This is a genomic window from Amorphoplanes friuliensis DSM 7358, from assembly GCF_000494755.1.
Lineage (GTDB): Bacteria > Actinomycetota > Actinomycetes > Mycobacteriales > Micromonosporaceae > Actinoplanes > Actinoplanes friuliensis.
This window is the reverse complement of sequence record NC_022657.1, coordinates 7,898,307-7,915,262: the sequence shown is the minus strand read 5'-3', so window position 1 is coordinate 7,915,262 and position 16,956 is coordinate 7,898,307. Positions and strand designations below refer to the sequence as shown.

The 16,956-nt window shown below is 68.6% G+C and carries 13 protein-coding genes and 1 pseudogene; 10 read left to right on the top strand and 4 right to left on the bottom strand.

Going from position 1 to position 16,956, the window contains the following annotated elements; genetic code table 11:
• The first annotated feature begins 58 nt into the window (after positions 1-58).
• The 5 genes from pyrH to AFR_RS36365 are packed head-to-tail and all read left to right on the top strand — an operon-like array spanning position 59 to position 4,920.
• Complete coding sequence (gene pyrH / locus AFR_RS36385; protein WP_023561834.1) at positions 59-823, top strand: UMP kinase; 765 nt, start codon at positions 59-61, stop codon at positions 821-823.
• Between the two features lie 58 nt (positions 824-881).
• A complete protein-coding gene (gene frr / locus AFR_RS36380; protein WP_023561833.1) occupies positions 882-1,439 on the top strand; it encodes a ribosome recycling factor in 558 nt (185 codons plus the stop codon).
• On the top strand, positions 1,439-2,602 hold the full coding sequence (locus tag AFR_RS36375; RefSeq protein ID WP_023561832.1) for a phosphatidate cytidylyltransferase: 1,164 nt from the start codon (positions 1,439-1,441) through the stop codon (positions 2,600-2,602). Before frr ends, AFR_RS36375 begins: the two co-directional genes overlap by 1 nt.
• 34 nt (positions 2,603-2,636) lie before the next feature.
• The gene (gene rlmN, locus AFR_RS36370) at positions 2,637-3,815 is read left to right on the top strand and encodes a dual-specificity RNA methyltransferase RlmN (protein ID WP_023561831.1); all 1,179 of its coding nucleotides are present in this window, start codon (positions 2,637-2,639) and stop codon (positions 3,813-3,815) included.
• Positions 3,816-3,855: 40 nt separating this feature from the next.
• The gene (locus tag AFR_RS36365; RefSeq protein WP_023561830.1) at positions 3,856-4,920 is read left to right on the top strand and encodes a DivIVA domain-containing protein; all 1,065 of its coding nucleotides are present in this window, start codon (positions 3,856-3,858) and stop codon (positions 4,918-4,920) included.
• 55 nt (positions 4,921-4,975) lie between these two features.
• Here the strand turns inward: AFR_RS36365 and AFR_RS36360 are convergent, their stop codons facing one another.
• Positions 4,976-5,203 carry a DUF2631 domain-containing protein gene (locus tag AFR_RS36360; protein ID WP_023561829.1) on the bottom strand — a complete coding sequence of 76 codons (228 nt, stop codon included), beginning with the start codon at positions 5,201-5,203 and terminating at the stop codon, positions 4,976-4,978.
• Positions 5,204-5,341: 138 nt separating this feature from the next.
• Here AFR_RS36360 and AFR_RS36355 point away from each other — a divergent pair, with 138 nt between their 5' ends.
• Complete coding sequence (locus AFR_RS36355; RefSeq protein ID WP_193786395.1) at positions 5,342-6,880, top strand: Rieske 2Fe-2S domain-containing protein; 1,539 nt, start codon at positions 5,342-5,344, stop codon at positions 6,878-6,880.
• Positions 6,881-8,523: 1,643 nt separating this feature from the next.
• Here AFR_RS36355 and AFR_RS36350 read toward each other — a convergent pair.
• Positions 8,524-10,119 (bottom strand): phytoene desaturase family protein, encoded by a 1,596-nt coding sequence (locus AFR_RS36350; protein WP_023561827.1) that lies wholly within the window; start codon positions 10,117-10,119, stop codon positions 8,524-8,526.
• Positions 10,120-10,130: 11 nt separating this feature from the next.
• Positions 10,131-10,838 carry a TetR/AcrR family transcriptional regulator gene (locus AFR_RS36345; RefSeq protein WP_023561826.1) on the bottom strand — a complete coding sequence of 236 codons (708 nt, stop codon included), beginning with the start codon at positions 10,836-10,838 and terminating at the stop codon, positions 10,131-10,133.
• A gap of 106 nt (positions 10,839-10,944) precedes the next feature.
• Between AFR_RS36345 and AFR_RS36340 the strand changes: the two are divergent.
• Positions 10,945-12,924, top strand: a pseudogene (locus tag AFR_RS36340) (MMPL family transporter); the annotation flags it as partial.
• Positions 12,925-12,946: 22 nt separating this feature from the next.
• On the opposite strand, the gene AFR_RS48195 reads toward AFR_RS36340, so the two are convergent.
• Complete coding sequence (locus AFR_RS48195; protein ID WP_084298252.1) at positions 12,947-13,885, bottom strand: YhjD/YihY/BrkB family envelope integrity protein; 939 nt, start codon at positions 13,883-13,885, stop codon at positions 12,947-12,949.
• A 43-nt stretch (positions 13,886-13,928) separates the two neighbouring features.
• Here AFR_RS48195 and AFR_RS36335 point away from each other — a divergent pair, with 43 nt between their 5' ends.
• Genes AFR_RS36335 through AFR_RS36325 form a run of 3 tightly spaced genes read left to right on the top strand, consistent with a single transcriptional unit; the run spans position 13,929 to position 16,952 of the window.
• The gene (locus AFR_RS36335; RefSeq protein WP_023561823.1) at positions 13,929-14,468 is read left to right on the top strand and encodes a YcxB family protein; all 540 of its coding nucleotides are present in this window, start codon (positions 13,929-13,931) and stop codon (positions 14,466-14,468) included.
• Positions 14,469-14,490: 22 nt separating this feature from the next.
• Positions 14,491-15,693, top strand: coding sequence for a 1-deoxy-D-xylulose-5-phosphate reductoisomerase (gene dxr / locus AFR_RS36330; protein WP_084298251.1), 1,203 nt, complete (start codon positions 14,491-14,493; stop codon positions 15,691-15,693).
• Positions 15,693-16,952, top strand: coding sequence for a M50 family metallopeptidase (locus AFR_RS36325; RefSeq protein ID WP_023561821.1), 1,260 nt, complete (start codon positions 15,693-15,695; stop codon positions 16,950-16,952). The genes dxr and AFR_RS36325 overlap by 1 nt, the downstream gene beginning before the upstream one ends.
• The last annotated feature ends 4 nt before the right edge of the window (positions 16,953-16,956 follow it).

Genomic DNA, 16,956 nt, shown 5'->3' with positions numbered 1-16,956 from the left:
GCGCCCGGCCTCCCCGTCACATAGGGTCTCGGGTTAGCGAAGGAAGGGCGGTTTCGGCATGACGATGGTGACCGAGCAGGCTGTCGTGGTCGAAGAGGTTCCGGCGCACGCGTCCGAGCGACCCCGCAGGGTCGTGCTGAAGCTCTCCGGTGAGGTCTTCGGCGGCGGTGCGGTGGGTGTCGACCCCGATGTGGTGCAGGGCATCGCCCGGCAGATCGCCACGGCCACCCGGCGCGGCGTGCAGATCGCCGTGGTCGTCGGTGGCGGCAACTTCTTCCGCGGCGCCGAGCTGCAGAAGCGCGGCATGGACCGCAACCGTGCTGATTACATGGGCATGCTGGGCACGGTCATGAACTGCCTGGCCCTGCAGGACTTCCTCGAGAAGGAGGGCATCGAGACGCGGGTGCAGACCGCGATCACGATGGCCCAGGTGGCGGAGCCCTACATCCCGCTGCGCGCCATCCGGCACCTCGAGAAGGGCCGCGTCGTGATCTTCGGCGCCGGCGCCGGCATGCCGTACTTCTCCACCGACACGGTCACGGCGCAGCGCGCCCTGGAGATCCACGCGGACCTCGTGCTGATGAGCAAGAACGGCGTCGACGGCGTCTACACCGCCGACCCGCGGACCGACCCGAACGCCCGCAAGATCGATCACATCACCTTCGCCAGCGTGCTCCAGCAGGGCCTGCGGGTGGCCGACCAGGCCGCGTTCAGCCTCTGCGAGGAGAACGGCCTGCCGATGCTCGTCTTCGGCGCGCAGGGCGACGACACGATCGTCCGCGCCGTCAGCGGTGAGAAGATCGGCACTCTGATCACCATCTGATCCCGCGTCACCCGTCATTTGTGCGAACGACCAGAAGAAGCAAGGAGGCGACGGAGCGGTGATCGACGAGACCCTCTTCGAGGCCGAAGAAAAGATGGAGAGCGCGGTCGAGCACGCCAAGGAGGAGTTCGCCGCGATCCGTACGGGGCGTGCCAACGCGGCGATGTTCTCCAAGATCGTCGTCGACTACTACGGCGCTCCGACCCCCGTGGTCCAGATGGCGTCGGTCGGCGTCCCGGAGCCGCGCATGGTGATCGTGAAGCCGTACGACGCGACGCAGCTCGGCCCGATCGAGCGTGCCATCCGCGACTCCGACCTCGGTGTGAACCCCAACAACGAGGGCAACCAGCTGCGCATCCACCTCCCGCAGATGACGGAGGAGCGGCGCCGCGAGATGATCAAGGTGGCCCGGACCAAGGCCGAGGAGGGGCGCGTGGCGATCCGTAACGTGCGCCGCAAGGCCAAGGAGCAGCTCGACCGCTTCGTCAAGGACGGCGACGCCGGCGAGGACGACGGCCGCCGCGCCGAGAAGGAGCTCGACGACGTCACCCACCGTTATGTTGCGGTGATCGACGAGCTCGTCAAGAACAAGGAAGCCGAGCTGCTCGAGGTCTGATGTCGTACCTCGAGCCCCGCGGTGGGCACACCCCTTCCGGTGGCCGGGCGTCCGGACAACCCGACGCCCCGGCCCCGTACGTCTCCGGCGTGCCCGCCGAGGAGCCCGACCCGTACGCCACCTACCGCCGGCAGGCCGACGCCCAGCAGGCGACCGAGTCCGGCCCGAGCTGGAACGCGTTCACCCCGGGCCCGGCTGAGGCTCCGGCCGCTCCGCCCGTACCGGAGTGGAGTGCTCCGACGGCCGCGACCTCGACGTCGCAGGCGGAGTGGGAGTTGACCGAGGCCGAAAGCCCGCGCGGGCCTGGCCGGCGCCGGGCAGGTCGGGACGGCAAGTCACCGGCCAAGCCCGCCGGTCGTGCCGGGCGCAACCTGCCCGCGGCGATCGCGGTCGGTCTCAGCATGATCCTCGTGGTCCTGGCCTCGCTCTTCGTCTGGAAGCCTGCCTTCCTCGGTGTGATGGCGGTGGCCGCGGGCGTCGGGATCTGGGAGATGGTCCGGGCCCTCAAGGTCACCGGCGCCAAGGCCCCGATGATCCCGCTGCTCGCCGGCGGCGTGCTCATGACCGGCCTGGCCTGGTACGGCAGCACCGACGCCCTCGAGCTGGGTCTGCTGGTCACCGTTCTGGCCGCCGGACTGTGGCGCCTGGCCGACGGTGTCGAGGGCCTCAGACGTGACCTGTCCGCGATCGCGCTCATCGCCGTCTACGTGCCGTTCCTGCTGAGCTTCGGCGTGCTGCTGGCCCGGCCCGAGGACGGCGCCAAAAGGGTTCTCATCACCCTGATCGCCGTGGTGTTCTCCGACACGGGCGGTTACGCGGCCGGCGTCTTCTTCGGCAAGCACCCGATGGCGCCGACGATCAGCCCCAAGAAGTCCTGGGAGGGCTTCGCGGGCTCGGTCACCGCCTCCGCCGTCGGCAGCTCGCTGCTGGCGTATTTCCTGCTCGACGTCCCGTTCTACTGGGGTCTTCTCTTCGGCGCGGTGCTCTCGATCGTCGCCGTGGTCGGGGATCTGGCCGAGTCGATGCTCAAGCGCGACATCGGCATCAAGGACATGAGCAACCTCCTGCCCGGCCACGGCGGGCTGATGGACCGGCTCGACTCGATCCTCTTCGCGGTGCCGACGGCGTTCCTGCTGCTCTCGCTCATCGCGCCGCCGGGTTAGCCATGGGCGGACGACGTGGGAGACTGGAGAGGCCATGACGATTCTTCCGGTCATCCCGACCAGCCCCGACGCCCCCGACGCGGTGATCACCCGCCGACGCCCCGCGATGCCCCCGCGCCACCTCGCCGACCTGGACCTGGCCGGCCGCCGTGCGGCCGTCGCCGAGCTCGGCGAGCCCGCGTTCCGCGCCCAGCAGCTCTCCACCCACTACTTCGGCCGCCTCGTGCGCGACCCCGCCGCGATGACGGACCTGCCCGCCGCCTCGCGGGACCGCCTGACGTCCGACCTGCTCCCGACGCTGCTGACCCCGCAGCGGGAGATGGCCTGCGACGACGGCGCCACCCGCAAGACGCTGTGGAAGTTGCACGACAACGCGATGGTCGAGAGCGTCCTGATGGGCTATCCCGACCGCATCACCGCCTGTGTGTCCAGCCAGGCGGGCTGTGGCATGGCCTGCCCGTTCTGCGCGACGGGGCAGGCCGGTCTGACCCGCAACCTCTCCACCGCGGAGATCGTCGACCAGGTCGTCTATCTCGCGGGTGTCGCCGCGTCCGGCGCGGTCACCGGCTCACCGCCGCGGCTGTCCCGGGTCGTGTTCATGGGCATGGGCGAGCCGCTGGCCAACTACCCCCGGGTGATCGCGGCCGTCCGCCGGTTGACCTCCCCGGCGCCGGAAGGCCTGGGTCTCTCACAACGGCACATCACGGTCTCCACCGTGGGCCTCGTGCCGGCAATGCGGCGGTTGATCGCGGAAGAGCTGTCCGTGACCCTTGCGCTGTCCCTGCACGCCCCCGATGATGATCTGCGCGATGAGCTTGTGCCCGTCAACCAGCGTTGGAAGGTGGCCGAGGTGCTCGATGCCGCGTTCGACTACGCGGCGCAGACCGGTCGTCGGATCTCCATCGAATACGCCCTGATCAGGGACGTAAACGATCAACCCTGGCGTGCCGACCTGCTGGGCAGGCTGCTGCACGGCAAGCTGGCGCATGTGAATCTCATCCCGCTGAACCCGACGCCGGGCAGCAAGTGGGATGCCAGCCCCAAGCCGGTCGAGCGCGAGTTCGTCCGCCGGCTGCAGGGTGCGGGTGTGTCGACCACTGTTCGGGACACCCGGGGGCGGGAGATCGACGGTGCGTGCGGCCAATTGGCCGCGAGTGAGCTGACGGTGGTGGACGCTGGGGGCGCCACCGCCGACGCGGAGGTGGCACGATGACGGGGCTCAGTTCCCTGCGGACGCTGATTTGGGAGACGTTGTGACGAGTCAGGGACAGCGTTTCCGGCGGCGCGCGCTGCGCCGGGGATACAAGGTCGACGAGGTCGACGCCTTCCTGGACCGGGTCGAGGCGACCCTGGCCGGGGAGCAGTCCGGCGCTCCCGTCGGCGCCCAGGAGGTGCACGACGTGGTCTTCCGCGTGCGCTTCGGCGGCTACGACGAGTGGCAGGTCGACCTCCACCTGGACCGTGTCGAGCGCCAGCTCGCCGAGTTCGAGGACCGCGGCGGGCGTGCCCCCGACGCCCGGATGACCCCGGACCGCATGCAGCCGGAGCCGATGCGCGGCGGCATGCAGAGCGACCGGATGAGCCAGGCCATGGGCCGTTCGGCGCCTCCGACCGAGCGCCTGCAGGCCCCGGTCCGCGACGACCGCCAGTTCGCCCGTGAGGACCAGTTCGGCCGCGAGGACCAGTACGCCCGCGAGGAGCAGTTCGCACCCCGCGACGACCCGTACGGCCGCGAGGACCGCATGCAGCCGCAGCAGCTCCCGCAGCGGCCCCAGATGCCCGCCCCGGACCCGTACGGCCGCTACGAGGAGCCCGGCTACGGCCAGCAGGCACCGCAGCGTCCCCAGGCGCCCCAGGGCTACGACATGGGCGGCTTCGACGGCTTCGAGCCGGGCCGGCACGGCAAGACCGACATGACGGCCGAGATCCGGATGCCCGAGCGTGACCGTGGTGGTTACGGCGGCGGCGGTCCCTCCCCGATGAGCGCGCCCCCGATGAGCGGCCCGCCGATGGGTGGACCCGGAATGGGCGGTCCGCCGATGGGTGGCGGCGCCCAGGGCGGCAGCCCCGAGGTCTACCGCGTCGACCAGCTGCGCCGCACGTTCCAGCCGCGCCGCTTCGGCAGCGGTTACGACCCGGTGCAGGTCGACCGGCTGTTCGAGAGCATCCTGCAGGCCATGACCGGCCGCGGCCCGATGCCCGTCCCCGAGAACGAGCTCGACACGCTGCAGTTCGGGCTGGTTCCCGGCGGTTACTTCGAGGCCGAGGTCGACGCCGCGCTGCGCGAGGTCAAGGACATCCTGCTGCACCGCCGCTGAGCACGGAAAAGGCCCGCTCCCACGTCGGGGGCGGGCCTTTCTGCGTACGCGGAGCTTATTGGTCGTTGGGCTTGAGGCCGTTGCGGCGGAGCACGACGTCGACGAGGACAACGCCGATCAGCGCCACGGCCGTACCGATGAGCCAGATGTTCTCGGTGTTGCCCTCGTGGTTTCCCCACAGCATCAGCAGCATGATCGCCGCGGTGCCCACCGCACCGATGCGGGCCCATTTGCGGTTGCCCGGCTTGAGCTGGTCGGGAGCGTAAACCGGCTCTTCTGCCACGACTCGGTCCTCCTGCGGCGCTGACGACAACAACCCGTTCATTTTCGCACGACGGCTCCGCGCGCGGCCCACCAACCCGGACCCGGTACCTTCGATGCCGTCGGATATCTCCGGGACAGAGGGAGCTGAACGGTGCGGATCACGGGCACTGGCCACGCGAGCATGCGGATCGACACGGCCGCGGGCAGCATTCTGTGCGACCCGTGGGTCAACCCGGCGTATTTCGCGTCGTGGTTCCCGTTCCCCGACAACTCACAGCTCGACTGGGAGACGCTCGGGAACGTCGACTACCTGTACGTCTCCCACCTGCACCGCGACCACTTCGACGCGGAGCACCTGAAGCGCTTCATCAACAAGAAGGCGACGGTGCTGCTGCCGGAATACCCGACCAGCCAGCTCGAGGACGAGCTGCGCGAACTCGGCTTCACCAGCTTCTACAAGACGAAGAGCAACGAGGTCCACGAGCTCGACGGCGGCCTCAAGGTGATGATCCAGGCGCTGATCAGCCCCACCGACGGCCCCATCGGCGACTCGTCCCTGTGGGTCGAGCACAACGGCGTCCGCGTGCTCAACCAGAACGACGCCCGCCCTACAGACCTGTCGACCTTCGCCGAACTCGGCCACGTCCACGCCCACATGCTGCAGTTCTCCGGCGCCATCTGGTACCCGATGGTCTACGAACTGCCCCAGTCGGCCAAGACGGCGTTCGGCAAGCAGAAACGTGACCGCCAGTTCGACCGCACCTGGCGCTACATCGACGACCTGAAAGCCGACCACGTCTTCCCGATCGCCGGCCCGCCGTGTTTCCTCGACGACGAGCTGTGGCAGTTCAACGACATCTTCGGCGACGAGGGAAACATCTTCCCCGACCAGTCCGTCTTCATGACCGAGTACGCCAAGGTCGGCGGCACGAACGCGGTTGTCCTGCTCCCCGGCAGCGCCTCCACGCTGACCACCGAGACGATCGAGACGACCCACCCCACCGACGTCGACGAGTTCTTCGCCAACAAGAAGCAGCACCTCGAGGAAATGCGCGACCGCAAGGCGCCGATCATCGCCGCCGAAAAGGCCTCGTGGCGCCACCCCGAGATCGACGTCCTCGGCGAACTCAAGAAGCGCATCGAACCCCTCCTCGAAGAATCCATCTACCTCGCCAAGGGCGTCGGCGGCCCCGTCCGCTTCGACCTGGTCAGCTACGACGGCGAATCCATCGAGTCGATCGTCGTCGACTTCCCCGGCAAGCAGGTCCGCCCCTACGCCGACGAAAAAGTCCGCTACCGCTTCAAAACCCAGCGCGAACTGATCGAACACCTCATCTACATCGACGAGGGCGACTGGGTGAACTCGCTCTTCCTCAGCTGCCGCTTCTCGGCCGCCCGGATCGGCCAGTACAACGAATTCGTCTACGCCTTCTTCAAGTGCCTCTCCGAAGAACGCCTCCAGTACGCCGAAGGCTGGTACGACGAACACGAACGCTCCGTCGACGCCGAAGACATCGAACTGGGCGGCTGGACCGTCCAACGTCGCTGCCCCCACCTCAAAGCCGACCTGAGCCGCTTCGGCATCGTCGACGGGAACGTCTTGACTTGCCAGCTGCACGGCTGGAAATTCGACCTTCCCAGCGGGCGGTGCCTGACCAGCGTGGGTCACAAGATCCGCGCTGAGAAGGAGAGTTAGGTCAAGATCTGGGGCTTGTCGTGCCTGGGTGGATGGTGCTGAGCGTCGCTCCCGCCGAGGTCGGGTGGGGGCGGCCAATCGCCTGGCGGCTCGTAACCAGCCAACCCCGCCCTGCCGGGTCCGTGCTTCCCCGTTACCCAGCCGGCCGCGTGCCCCCCTTGCAACTTCATTGAAGTCGGGCCTACCGCGGCGCCTTTCAGGCCCAACTTCAATGAAGTTGGCTTGCTGGGTTCATGGTGAAGTTGGGGGCGCCAGGGGGTGCCTCTGCCACTTCAGAGCCCTTCCCGGGCTGCAGGGCTGGATTTGGTGAGGTTGGCCGCGCGCGCGGATCGCCGGCCGGGCCTTCAGAGGTTGGGTTGTCGTGAGGGCCCTGGGCCTGGCGTCCGCGAGGTTGAGCTTGAAGGCCCCGACTTCCTTGAAGTTGGGCCTTCCTGCGGTCGTGAGGGGCCGACTTCCTTGAAGTTGGGCCTTCCTGCGGTCGTGAGGGGCCGACTTCCTTGAAGTTGGGCCTTCCTGCGGTTGTGAGGGGCCGACTTCCTTGAAGTTGGGCCTTCCTGCGGTTGTGAGGGGCCGACTTCCTTGAAGTTGGGCCTTCCTGCGGTTGTGAGGGGCCGACTTCCTTGAAGTTGGGCCTTCCTGCGGTTGTGAGGGGCCGACTTCCTTGAAGTTGGGCCTTCCTGCGGTTGTGAGGGGCCGACTTCCTTGAAGTTGGGCCTTCCTGCGGTTGTGAGGGGCCGACTTCCTTGAAGTTGGGCCTTCCTGCGGTTGTGAGGGGCCGACTTCCTTGAAGTTGGGCCTTCCTGCGGTTGTGAGGGGCCGACTTCCTTGAAGTTGGGCCTTCCTGCGGTTGTGAGGGGCCGACTTCCTTGAAGTTGGGCCTTCCTGCGGTTGTGAGGGGCCGACTTCCTTGAAGTTGGGCCTTCCTGCGGTTGTGAGGGGCCGACTTCCTTGAAGTTGGGCCTTCCTGCGGTTGTGAGGGGCCGACTTCCTTGAAGTTGGGCCTTCCTGCGGTCGTGAGGGGCCGACTTCCTTGATGTCGGGTCTACCTGCGGTCGTAAGAGGCCGACTTCCTTGATGTCGGGCCTTCCTACGGTCGTAAGGGCCCAACTTTGGTGAAGTTGGGGATTTCGCGGAGGTTGAAGGGCCGACTTCCATGAGGTTGGTCGGTTCGGGAGTCCTGAAGGCCCAATTTCAATGAAGTTGGGCCCTACCCAGTGTTGGACCGCGAGGGCGCCAGCTTCCGTGGACGAGGGTCTTTTCAGGTGCCTCGAAGGGCCAACCTGGATGAAGTTGGTCCTATCCGCGGCGGCCTCGCAGGGCCAACTTCCGTGGGATCGGCGTTCCCCGGCGACGAGCCTCGAAGGCCCAACTTCATTGAAGTCGGGCTTACCCGCGGTCTTGAAGGGCCAGCTTCGGTGAAGTTGGGGCTTCCGCGGAGGTTGAAGGGCCAACTTCCATGAAGTTGGTGGGGTTCGGGTGTCTCGGAGGCCCAACTTCAATGAAGTTGGGCCTTCAGCGGCGTCGGCTGCCGTGCGAGGGGTCTCGTAGGCCCGACTTCCCGTGTACCTCAGGGCGGCGTGGGCCCGACTTCACGGAAGTTGGGGCATGGCTGCGGCGGCGGCTGGCTTCCCGGATGGGCGGGGCTAGCGACCCAGGTCTTTGAGGATGCGGCGGGCCGCGTTGTGGCCGGCGGCGCCGATCACGCTGCCGGCGGGGTGGGCGCCCGCTGAGCCGGCGTACAGGCCGTCGAGCCCGGTCGCGTACGGCATGCGCTCGTTGAACGACACCGTGTTGTCGACGTGGTGGATGTGGCCACCCGTGATGCCGAAGTGCTTTTCGATGCCGGCCGGCGTCAGCGGCATCGTGTCCGCCACCAGGTCCGAGGTGCCCGGGGCGTACCGGTCGACGATGTCGAGCAGGCGTGCCACATAACCCGGCAGCTCCGCATCCCAGGACGAGTCGGCCAGCGCATAAGGCACGGACTGCACGAACAGCGCCGACGAGTGGTGGCCGGCGGCGTCTTGGAGGGACGGGTCGACGGTGGTGTGGAGGTACCACTCGATGGTCGGCTCGGCGGGGAGGCGGCCCGCCTGGACGTCGGCCCACATTGCGCGCAGGGCCGCCATCGGGGAGTCCGTTTCGGCCAGGCCGGCCAGGCCCGCTGAGCCCGGCAGCAGGTGGATCGTCGACCCGAACGGCGACGGTGCGTCGGCCGGCAGGCAAGCAAATCGGGGCAGGCCGCGCAGCGCGAGGTTGACCTTCAGGGTGGTGCCGGGCCGGCGTACGGCTTCCATGCGTGTGGTCAGTGAGGACGGCAGTGCGCCCGAGGGCAGGAGGCTCATCAGCTGGTAGGGGTCGCACGCGCCGAGCACGACCTGGGCCGAGACGGAGCGGCCGTCGGCGAGGACAACACCGGTGGCAGCGCCGCCTGAGACCGTCACGGCGGACACCGGGGAAGTGGTGAAGATCGAGGCGCCGGCCGCGCGGGCGGCGTCGGCGAATGTGCGGGAGACCGTGCCCATGCCGCCGGCGGCGATCATCCAGGTGCCGTCGGAGCCGGGGAGGCGGCACATGTTGTGGACCAGGAAGTTGTGGCCCGTACCGGGGTCGTCGGGGCCCGCGTTCAAGCCGGAGAGGCCGTCGGTCACGGCGTACATGCTCATGAGCAGTTCGCTCTTGAATCCGAAACGGGTGAGGTAGTCGGCGACCGAGCCGCGTACGAGATCGATGAACGTGCTCTGCAGTTGCGGGCGGATGTGGCGGTCGGCGATCTCCTCGACCGAGCCGGGCTCCTGCAGCCACGCCGGGGCGAGGTCGGACCGGAGCGCGGCGATCTCGACCTGCATCGCCTCGTCCGCGGCGACGTCGCGCGGGGAGAAGAAGCGTTCCATCTGCGCGCGGGTTGCCTCACGGTCCGTGCCGAAGAGCAGGTACGGCGATCCGGGGCCGCCCGGTGTGGGCAGGAAGTAGTGCGGGTCGCGGCGCAGGACCGGGATGTCGACGTCGAGGGTGCGCAGGAGCTCCGGCGGCATGAGTCCGAGCAGGTACGAGCCGGTCGACTGGCCGAGGCCGGGCACCGCGGGGAACGGGTGCTCGGTGCGGGTGGCGCCGCCGATGACGTCGGCGGCCTCGAGGACCACGACGTCGAGGCCGGCGCGGGCCAGGAGCACGGCGGAGACCAGGCCGTTGTGGCCGGACCCGATGATCACCACGTCGGCGCGATCAGGCAGAGCACTCATGGCCGCCGAGCCTAGCGCGCCAATTGGCCGATGGTCCGGGCCAATTCGACTTCGAAAAGTGGCTCCACGTCCGTCATGGCCCACCTGAGATGGCCGAACACCTCCATCGCCACGATTCCGTACAGACGGGTCCAGGCGGCGACGAAGAGGTAGATCACGGGCAGCGGGAACCGGTCACCGAACGTGTCGAGGTACGGCTTGAACAGTTCCTGCTGGGCGACCTCGGGCAGATCGAGGACAGCTGCGTCGTACCGGTGGCGCTCGAGGTGTTCTCCCAGCACAGTGAAGAAGGTCTCGCCGAACCGGGCGCCGGCGTCGTTGACCGGGCCGCAGCGTTCGGCGAACTGCGTGACGCCGGGGACCGGGCTGCCGAACATCAGCGCGAACTCGGCGGGGTGGTCGAGGGACCAGCGCCGGAACTCCCGCGCCATGTGGGCGACCCGGGTCAGCGGTTCCTCGTCGGCGTGGTGGTCGGCCGTGGCGGCGATGGCGGTACGCAGGTCTTCGAAAAGGTCGGTGACGATGGCCAGGACGAGGGCGTCGAGGCTGTCGAAGTAGCGGTACAGCGCTGGGGCGGTCAGGCCGACGTCGCGGGCGATGGCCCGCAGGGAGATGGCGGTGGGGCCGCCGGCGACGAGCAGGCGCCGGGCGGCGTCCTTGATCTCGGTGACGGTCTCCGCGCGCAGCCGCTCACGCCGGCTGGGCGTGGTGGTCGTCATAGTCAGCTCCGTTGACGTCGGCGAACGGTGTTTGCGAGAGTGAACAGCGTTCACAACGCTACCAAGATCTAGGGCGACTCTAACCGTCGGCGCGGGAGGCAGACAGATGTTCGGCTGGTGGGGCAGAGCGGTCGTCCGGCTGCGCTGGTGGGTCGTCGCTGCCGGTCTGGCGGTGGTCGTGGCCGGGGCGACCTGGGGCGCGGGGGTCTTCGGGTCGTTGTCGGGCGGGGGCTACGACGATCCCGACAGCGAGTCCAACCGGGCCGCCGCGGCCATCGCCGAGCAGCTCGGGCAGCGTGATCCCGACCTGATCATTTTGTGGACCAGCGCCGGCGTGCCCGTCACCGACGCCTCCGTGCGCGAGGCAGTCACCGGCGTGGTCACCAAACTGCGTGCCAGCCCCGACGTCGCCCAGGTGGTCGATTACACCACCCAGAAGTCGTTCGTCAGCAACGACCAGCGCTCGACCTACGCGGCTGTCTACCTCGAGACGGAGGACGTCGACCAGAAGACGGCCGCGTACCACCGGATCGAGCCGGACTTCGCCGCGCCGGGGCTGACCACGCAGGTCGGCGGGCTCGTCGCCTTCAACGACCAGGCCAACACCCAGACCGAGGAGGACATCACCCGGGCGGAGATCTTCTCGCTGCCGGTGCTGTTCGTGCTCCTCGTGCTGATCTTCCGCGGGCTCATCGCCGCGCTGTCGCCGCTGGTCATCGGGGGCATCGCCATCCTCGGCGCCTTCGTGGCGGTGCGGGCGCTGACCTACGTCACCGACATCTCGGTCTTCGCCATCAACGTGATCACGCTGCTCGGCCTGGGCATGGCGGTCGACTACTCGCTCTTCGTGGTGAGCCGCTTCCGCGAAGAACTGGCGAACGGCAAGGACGTTCCGGCGGCCATCCGGACCACGGTCGCGACTGCCGGCCGTACGGTGATGGTCTCGGGGTTGACCATCGTCCTGGCGCTCTCGAGTCTGTTGATCTTCCCGCAGCCGTTCCTCGGCGGCATGGCCATCGGTGGCATGGCGGCCGTGCTGGTCGCGATGATCGCCGCCCTGACCGTGCTGCCCGCCGCCCTCTCCCTGCTCGGGCACCGGATCGACAAGCTGCGCATCCCGCTGCCGCAGCGCAGACATCCCGGCGCCGGCTGGGCGCGGATCGCCCACAGCGTCATGCGCCGCCCGATCCTGTACGTCGTAGGCGTGCTCGTCGTGCTGACCGCCTTCGCCGCGCCGTTCCTCCGGGTGGAGTTCGGCGGCTTCGACGAGCGGGTGCTGCCCGCCGACACGTCCGCGCGCATCGTCGGCGAGCGCCTGAACGCGGACTTCCCCGGTGGCGGCGAGAACCCGATCAACGTGCTGGTGAGCGGAGGCCCGGCGGACGCGTTCGCCGACCGGATCGCGGCCCTCCCCGACGTGAAGGGCGCCGCCGTGACCGCCGAGCAGGGCGGCTCGTCGCTGATCACGGTCACCTACCCCAGCACGTTGCCGGCGGCCGAGTCCCGCGACATCGTCTCGGCGATCCGCGAGTTACCACCGCCCGCCGGGGCCGAGGTGCTGGTCGGCGGCCGCCCCGCCATCGACCTGGACCTGCTGGAGAGTCTGGCCGACCGGCTGCCCTGGATGGCGCTGATCATGGCGGTGGCCACGATGCTGCTGCTCTTCCTGGCCTTCGGCTCGGTGCTGCTGCCGATCAAGGCCGTCCTGATGAACCTGGTGTCGATCGGCGCGTCCTTCGGCGTGGTCGTCTGGATCTTCCAGGACGGGCACCTCGAGGGCCTGCTGCGCTTCGAGTCGACCGGTTTCATCGAGCCCAGCAACATGATCCTGGTGCTCGCCGTCCTCTTCGGCCTGGCCACCGACTACGAGGTGTTCCTGCTGTCCCGGGTGCGCGAGGAGTGGGACCGCACCGGTGACAACACGGCCTCGGTGGCGGCCGGGCTGCAGCACACCGGCGGCATCATCACGGCCGCGGCTCTGCTGCTGATCACCGTGGTGGCGGGCTTCGCGACCGGTGGTGTGACGGTCATCAAGACCATCGGTGTCGGCATGATCGTGGCCATCATCGTGGACGCGACGCTGGTCCGAGCCCTGCTGGTCCCGGCAACTATGCGGCTGCTGGGCCGCTGGAACTGGTGGGCACCGGGTCCGCTGGGTCGTTTCTACGCTCGCTACGGGATTCACGAGACGGAGCCGGCACCTGCGGATCGTCCTCGAGAGACCGCAGCCGTCTAGCCCGCTGGTAGGTGCTGGCACTCTGCGTCGCGGCAAAACCGACCAGCAGGATGACGTGGAAGAGGTAGAGCCAGAGCCCGACCGCGACCACACCCCCGATCTCGGTGAAACCGCCGAACGGTACGCCCAGGTCCAGCGGCAGCGAGCAGAAGAGCACAAAGCCGTGCAGGAAGCCCGAGAGGTTCGCGGCGGTGAACGAGCCGACCAGCACCGTCGCGAGCCACTCGGGGCGGCCCGGGGCGACGCCGCGGTAGACCCAGATGACCACGGGTGTCAGGACCAGCCAGGCGGCGAGGAACGACAGGACCACACCGGCGAACGCGTACCAGCCGCCGCGCGTCCAGAGGCTGCTCGTGACCGGCAGGGCCAGGAACAGCGCCAGCAGCAGTGCGGGGGCGGCGGCGAGCAGCGGGAGCCAGAGGATGCGGCCGCGCCAGCCGACCATCGACTCGCCCGGGTCCCGTAACGACACGAACGCGCGGCGCAGACCCTCCCCGTACAGGGTGGCGGGAAGCAGGCTGGCGAGAGCGAGCATCGGGGTCAGGTGGAGCCCGGCATCGATGAGCGCGGACAGTGCCTGGGGGGCGCCGATGGCGTCCGGCAGGGTGGCGATGGTCTGCCCGGTGAGCCGCCGGACCCGGTCCGGGCCCGCGATCAGACCGGTGATCCAGATGGCGAGCAACGCCACCGGCACCACGGCGATCCCGGCGTAGAAGGTCACCGCCGCGGCGTGCAACGCCAGGTCGCGCCCGCGTAACGGCTTGAACGGCGCGGCCAGTTTTCGGCGTACGGCCGCCACCCGGGTTCCCATGCCCCCACCTATACCCAGCGGACCGCTACGATCTCGCACGATCATGGGAGCCGATTTGACGCTGACCTTCCAGGCGCAACCCGACAAGCGCCTTCTGACCGCTGCCATCAGGCACATCCTGCGGACGCGCCTGCTGATCGTCCGTGTGCTCGGCGCCTTTGTCGTGTTGTGCGGCGTCTACACCATGATCATCACGAACGGGAACCTGTTCTACCTCGTCTTCTACGGGCTGCTCGGTCTGTTCCTCGGTGCCGGGCTGAGCGAGCTGGTCGTCTGGCGGTCGGTCCGGGCCAGCGTCGACATGTCAGCACGGCCGACGCGGTTCCGCTTCGCCCCCGACGGTCTGGGTGTGAGCACCGACGTGGCGCAGACGGGCATGAGCTGGGCGGCGGTCACCGACTTCACCGTGCTGCCGGGGCAGATCGTCCTGCGGATCAGCAAGCGGCAGTTCATCTGCGTGCCGACCGGCGGCCTGACCGAGGAGGAGTTCGTCCAGCTCCGGACGCTCCTCCGTGACAGGGGAGCGGTCGCATCGCACGCGGCACCGGAGAGTCCGGCCGGGGTACGCCCGCCGACGCCGTGACCCGGCAGAGGAAGATGACTGCATGCGTGAGCTAGTGCTGCTCGGGTCGACCGGTTCCATCGGCACCCAGGCCATCGACATCGTCCGCCGTAACCCCGACAAGTTCCGGGTCGTCGCGCTCGGCGCCGGCGGCGGGAACGTCGAACTGCTCGCGGCTCAGGCCCTCGAACTCGCCGTCGACGTGGTCGGGGTCGCCCGGTCCAGCGTCGTCCAGGACCTGCAGCTCGCCTTTTACGCCGAGGCGCAGAAAAAGGGCTGGGCCACCGGTGACTTCAAACTGCCGAAGATCGTCGCCGGGCCGGAGGCGATGACCGAGCTCGCCCAGTGGCCCTGCGACGTGGTGCTCAACGGTGTGGTGGGCAGTCTGGGGCTCGCGCCCACGCTGGCGGCGCTGCGCTCCGGGCGTACCCTCGCGCTCGCCAACAAGGAGTCGCTCGTGGCCGGCGGCCCGCTGGTCAAGGCCGCGGTGACGCGGCCGGGGCAGATCGTGCCCGTCGACTCGGAGCACTCCGCTCTCGCCCAGTGCCTGCGCGGCGGATCCGCCGCCGAGGTACGCCGGCTCATCCTGACCGCCAGTGGGGGAGCCTTCCGCGACAGGCGGCGTAGTGAGCTTTCTGACGTCACTCCGGAAGAGGCGTTGAAGCACCCGACGTGGGACATGGGCCCGGTCGTCACGATCAACTCCGCCACGATGGTGAACAAGGGGCTCGAGGTCATCGAGGCGCACGAGTTGTTCGACGTGCCCTACGACACCATCGAGGTCATGGTCCACCCGCAATCGGTGCTGCACTCGCTGGTCGAATTCGCCGACGGATCGACGTTGGCGCAGGCCAGCCCGCCCGACATGCGGCTGCCGATCGCCCTGGCGCTCGCCTGGCCCGACCGGGTGCCGGACGCTGCCGCCGCGGTCGACTGGACGCTTGCGCACAACTGGGAACTACGGCCGCTCGACCACGAGGCGTTCCCCGCCGTCCGGCTGGCCAAGGCGGCGGGTGAGGCAGGACACTGCCGGCCGGCAATCTTCAACGCCGCGAACGAGGAGTGTGTGGCCGCGTTCGTGTCCGGTCGGCTACCTTTTCTGGGCATCGTCGACACCCTCGAGGCGGTGCTCGCGGCGGCCCCCGATTTCGACGAACCGGGTACCGTCGACGAGGTGCTTACCGCGGAGGACTGGGCGCGCGCCCAGGCGCAGCGGATGATCGCGACAGCGGCTGAAGGAGCCTGATGCTGTACTGGTTGGGGACGGCGGCCTTCGCGCTGGCAATTTTGATCTCGGTCAGCCTCCACGAGCTGGGCCACATGATCACGGCCAAGCGGTTCGGCATGAAGGTGACCCAGTACTTCGTCGGCTTCGGCCCGACGATCTTCTCGTTCCACCGCGGCGAGACGGAGTACGGCCTCAAGGCCATCCCGCTCGGCGGCTTCTGCAAGATCGTCGGCATGACGCCGCAGGACGACGACGTCCTCGAGGAGGACCAGCCGCGGGCGATGTGGCGCTACCCGGTGTGGAAGCGCACGATCGTCATGTCGGCCGGTTCGCTCACCCACTTCGCCCTCGCGGTTGTCGCCGCCTGGTGCGCTGCGGTCTTCGTCGGCCTGCCCAACCCCGACGTGCCGCAGACCATCCAGCAGCAGGTCGCCCTGCCGGCCCAGATCAGCGTCGCCGACTGCGTTCAGGTCGTGCTGTCTCCCCAGCAGGAGTGCAAGGCCGGCACCGGCACCGACGTGGCGGCGCCCTCGGCGGCCGCGGGTCTCAAGACCGGTGACGTGATCACCAAGGTCGGCGACACCCCGATCCGCAGCTACGGCCAGCTCACCGACGTCATCCGGACGGCCAAGGCCGGCCCGACCACGTTCGAATATCTCCGCGACGGCCAGGCCGGCACCGCCACCGTCAACCTGATCGAGGCGCAGCGCCCGCCGCTGGACAACCCGGACGGGCCCGTCACCAAGGTCTCGGTCGTGGGCATCGGGCAGAACATCAACATGCCGAGCACGGTCACCTACGGCCCGATCGACGGCATCGGCGCCAGCCTGCGGTACGACTGGAGCCTGGTCGAGGGCTCGTTCGTGGCGATGAAGCGCATCCCGGAGAAGATCCCCGCCCTCTGGAACTCCATCACCGGCGACGAACGCGACCCGAACACTCCGATCAGCGTCATCGGCGCCAGCCGCCTCGGCGGCGAGGCCATCGAACGCGGCGTCCCCGAGATCTTCCTGCTGATCTTCATCTCCCTGAACGTCTTCATCGGCATCTTCAACCTGCTCCCGCTGCTGCCCCTCGACGGCGGCCACATCGCCATCGCCTGGTACGAACGCGTGCGCTCCTGGCTCTACGCCAAGCTGCACCGCCCCGACCCGGGCCGCGTGGACTATTTCAAGCTGATGCCGTTGACCTACGTAGTCATCCTCATCGGTGGCGCGTTCACCCTGCTGACCGCCACAGCCGATGTGATCAACCCGATCACGATCTTCTCGAAGTGAGAGT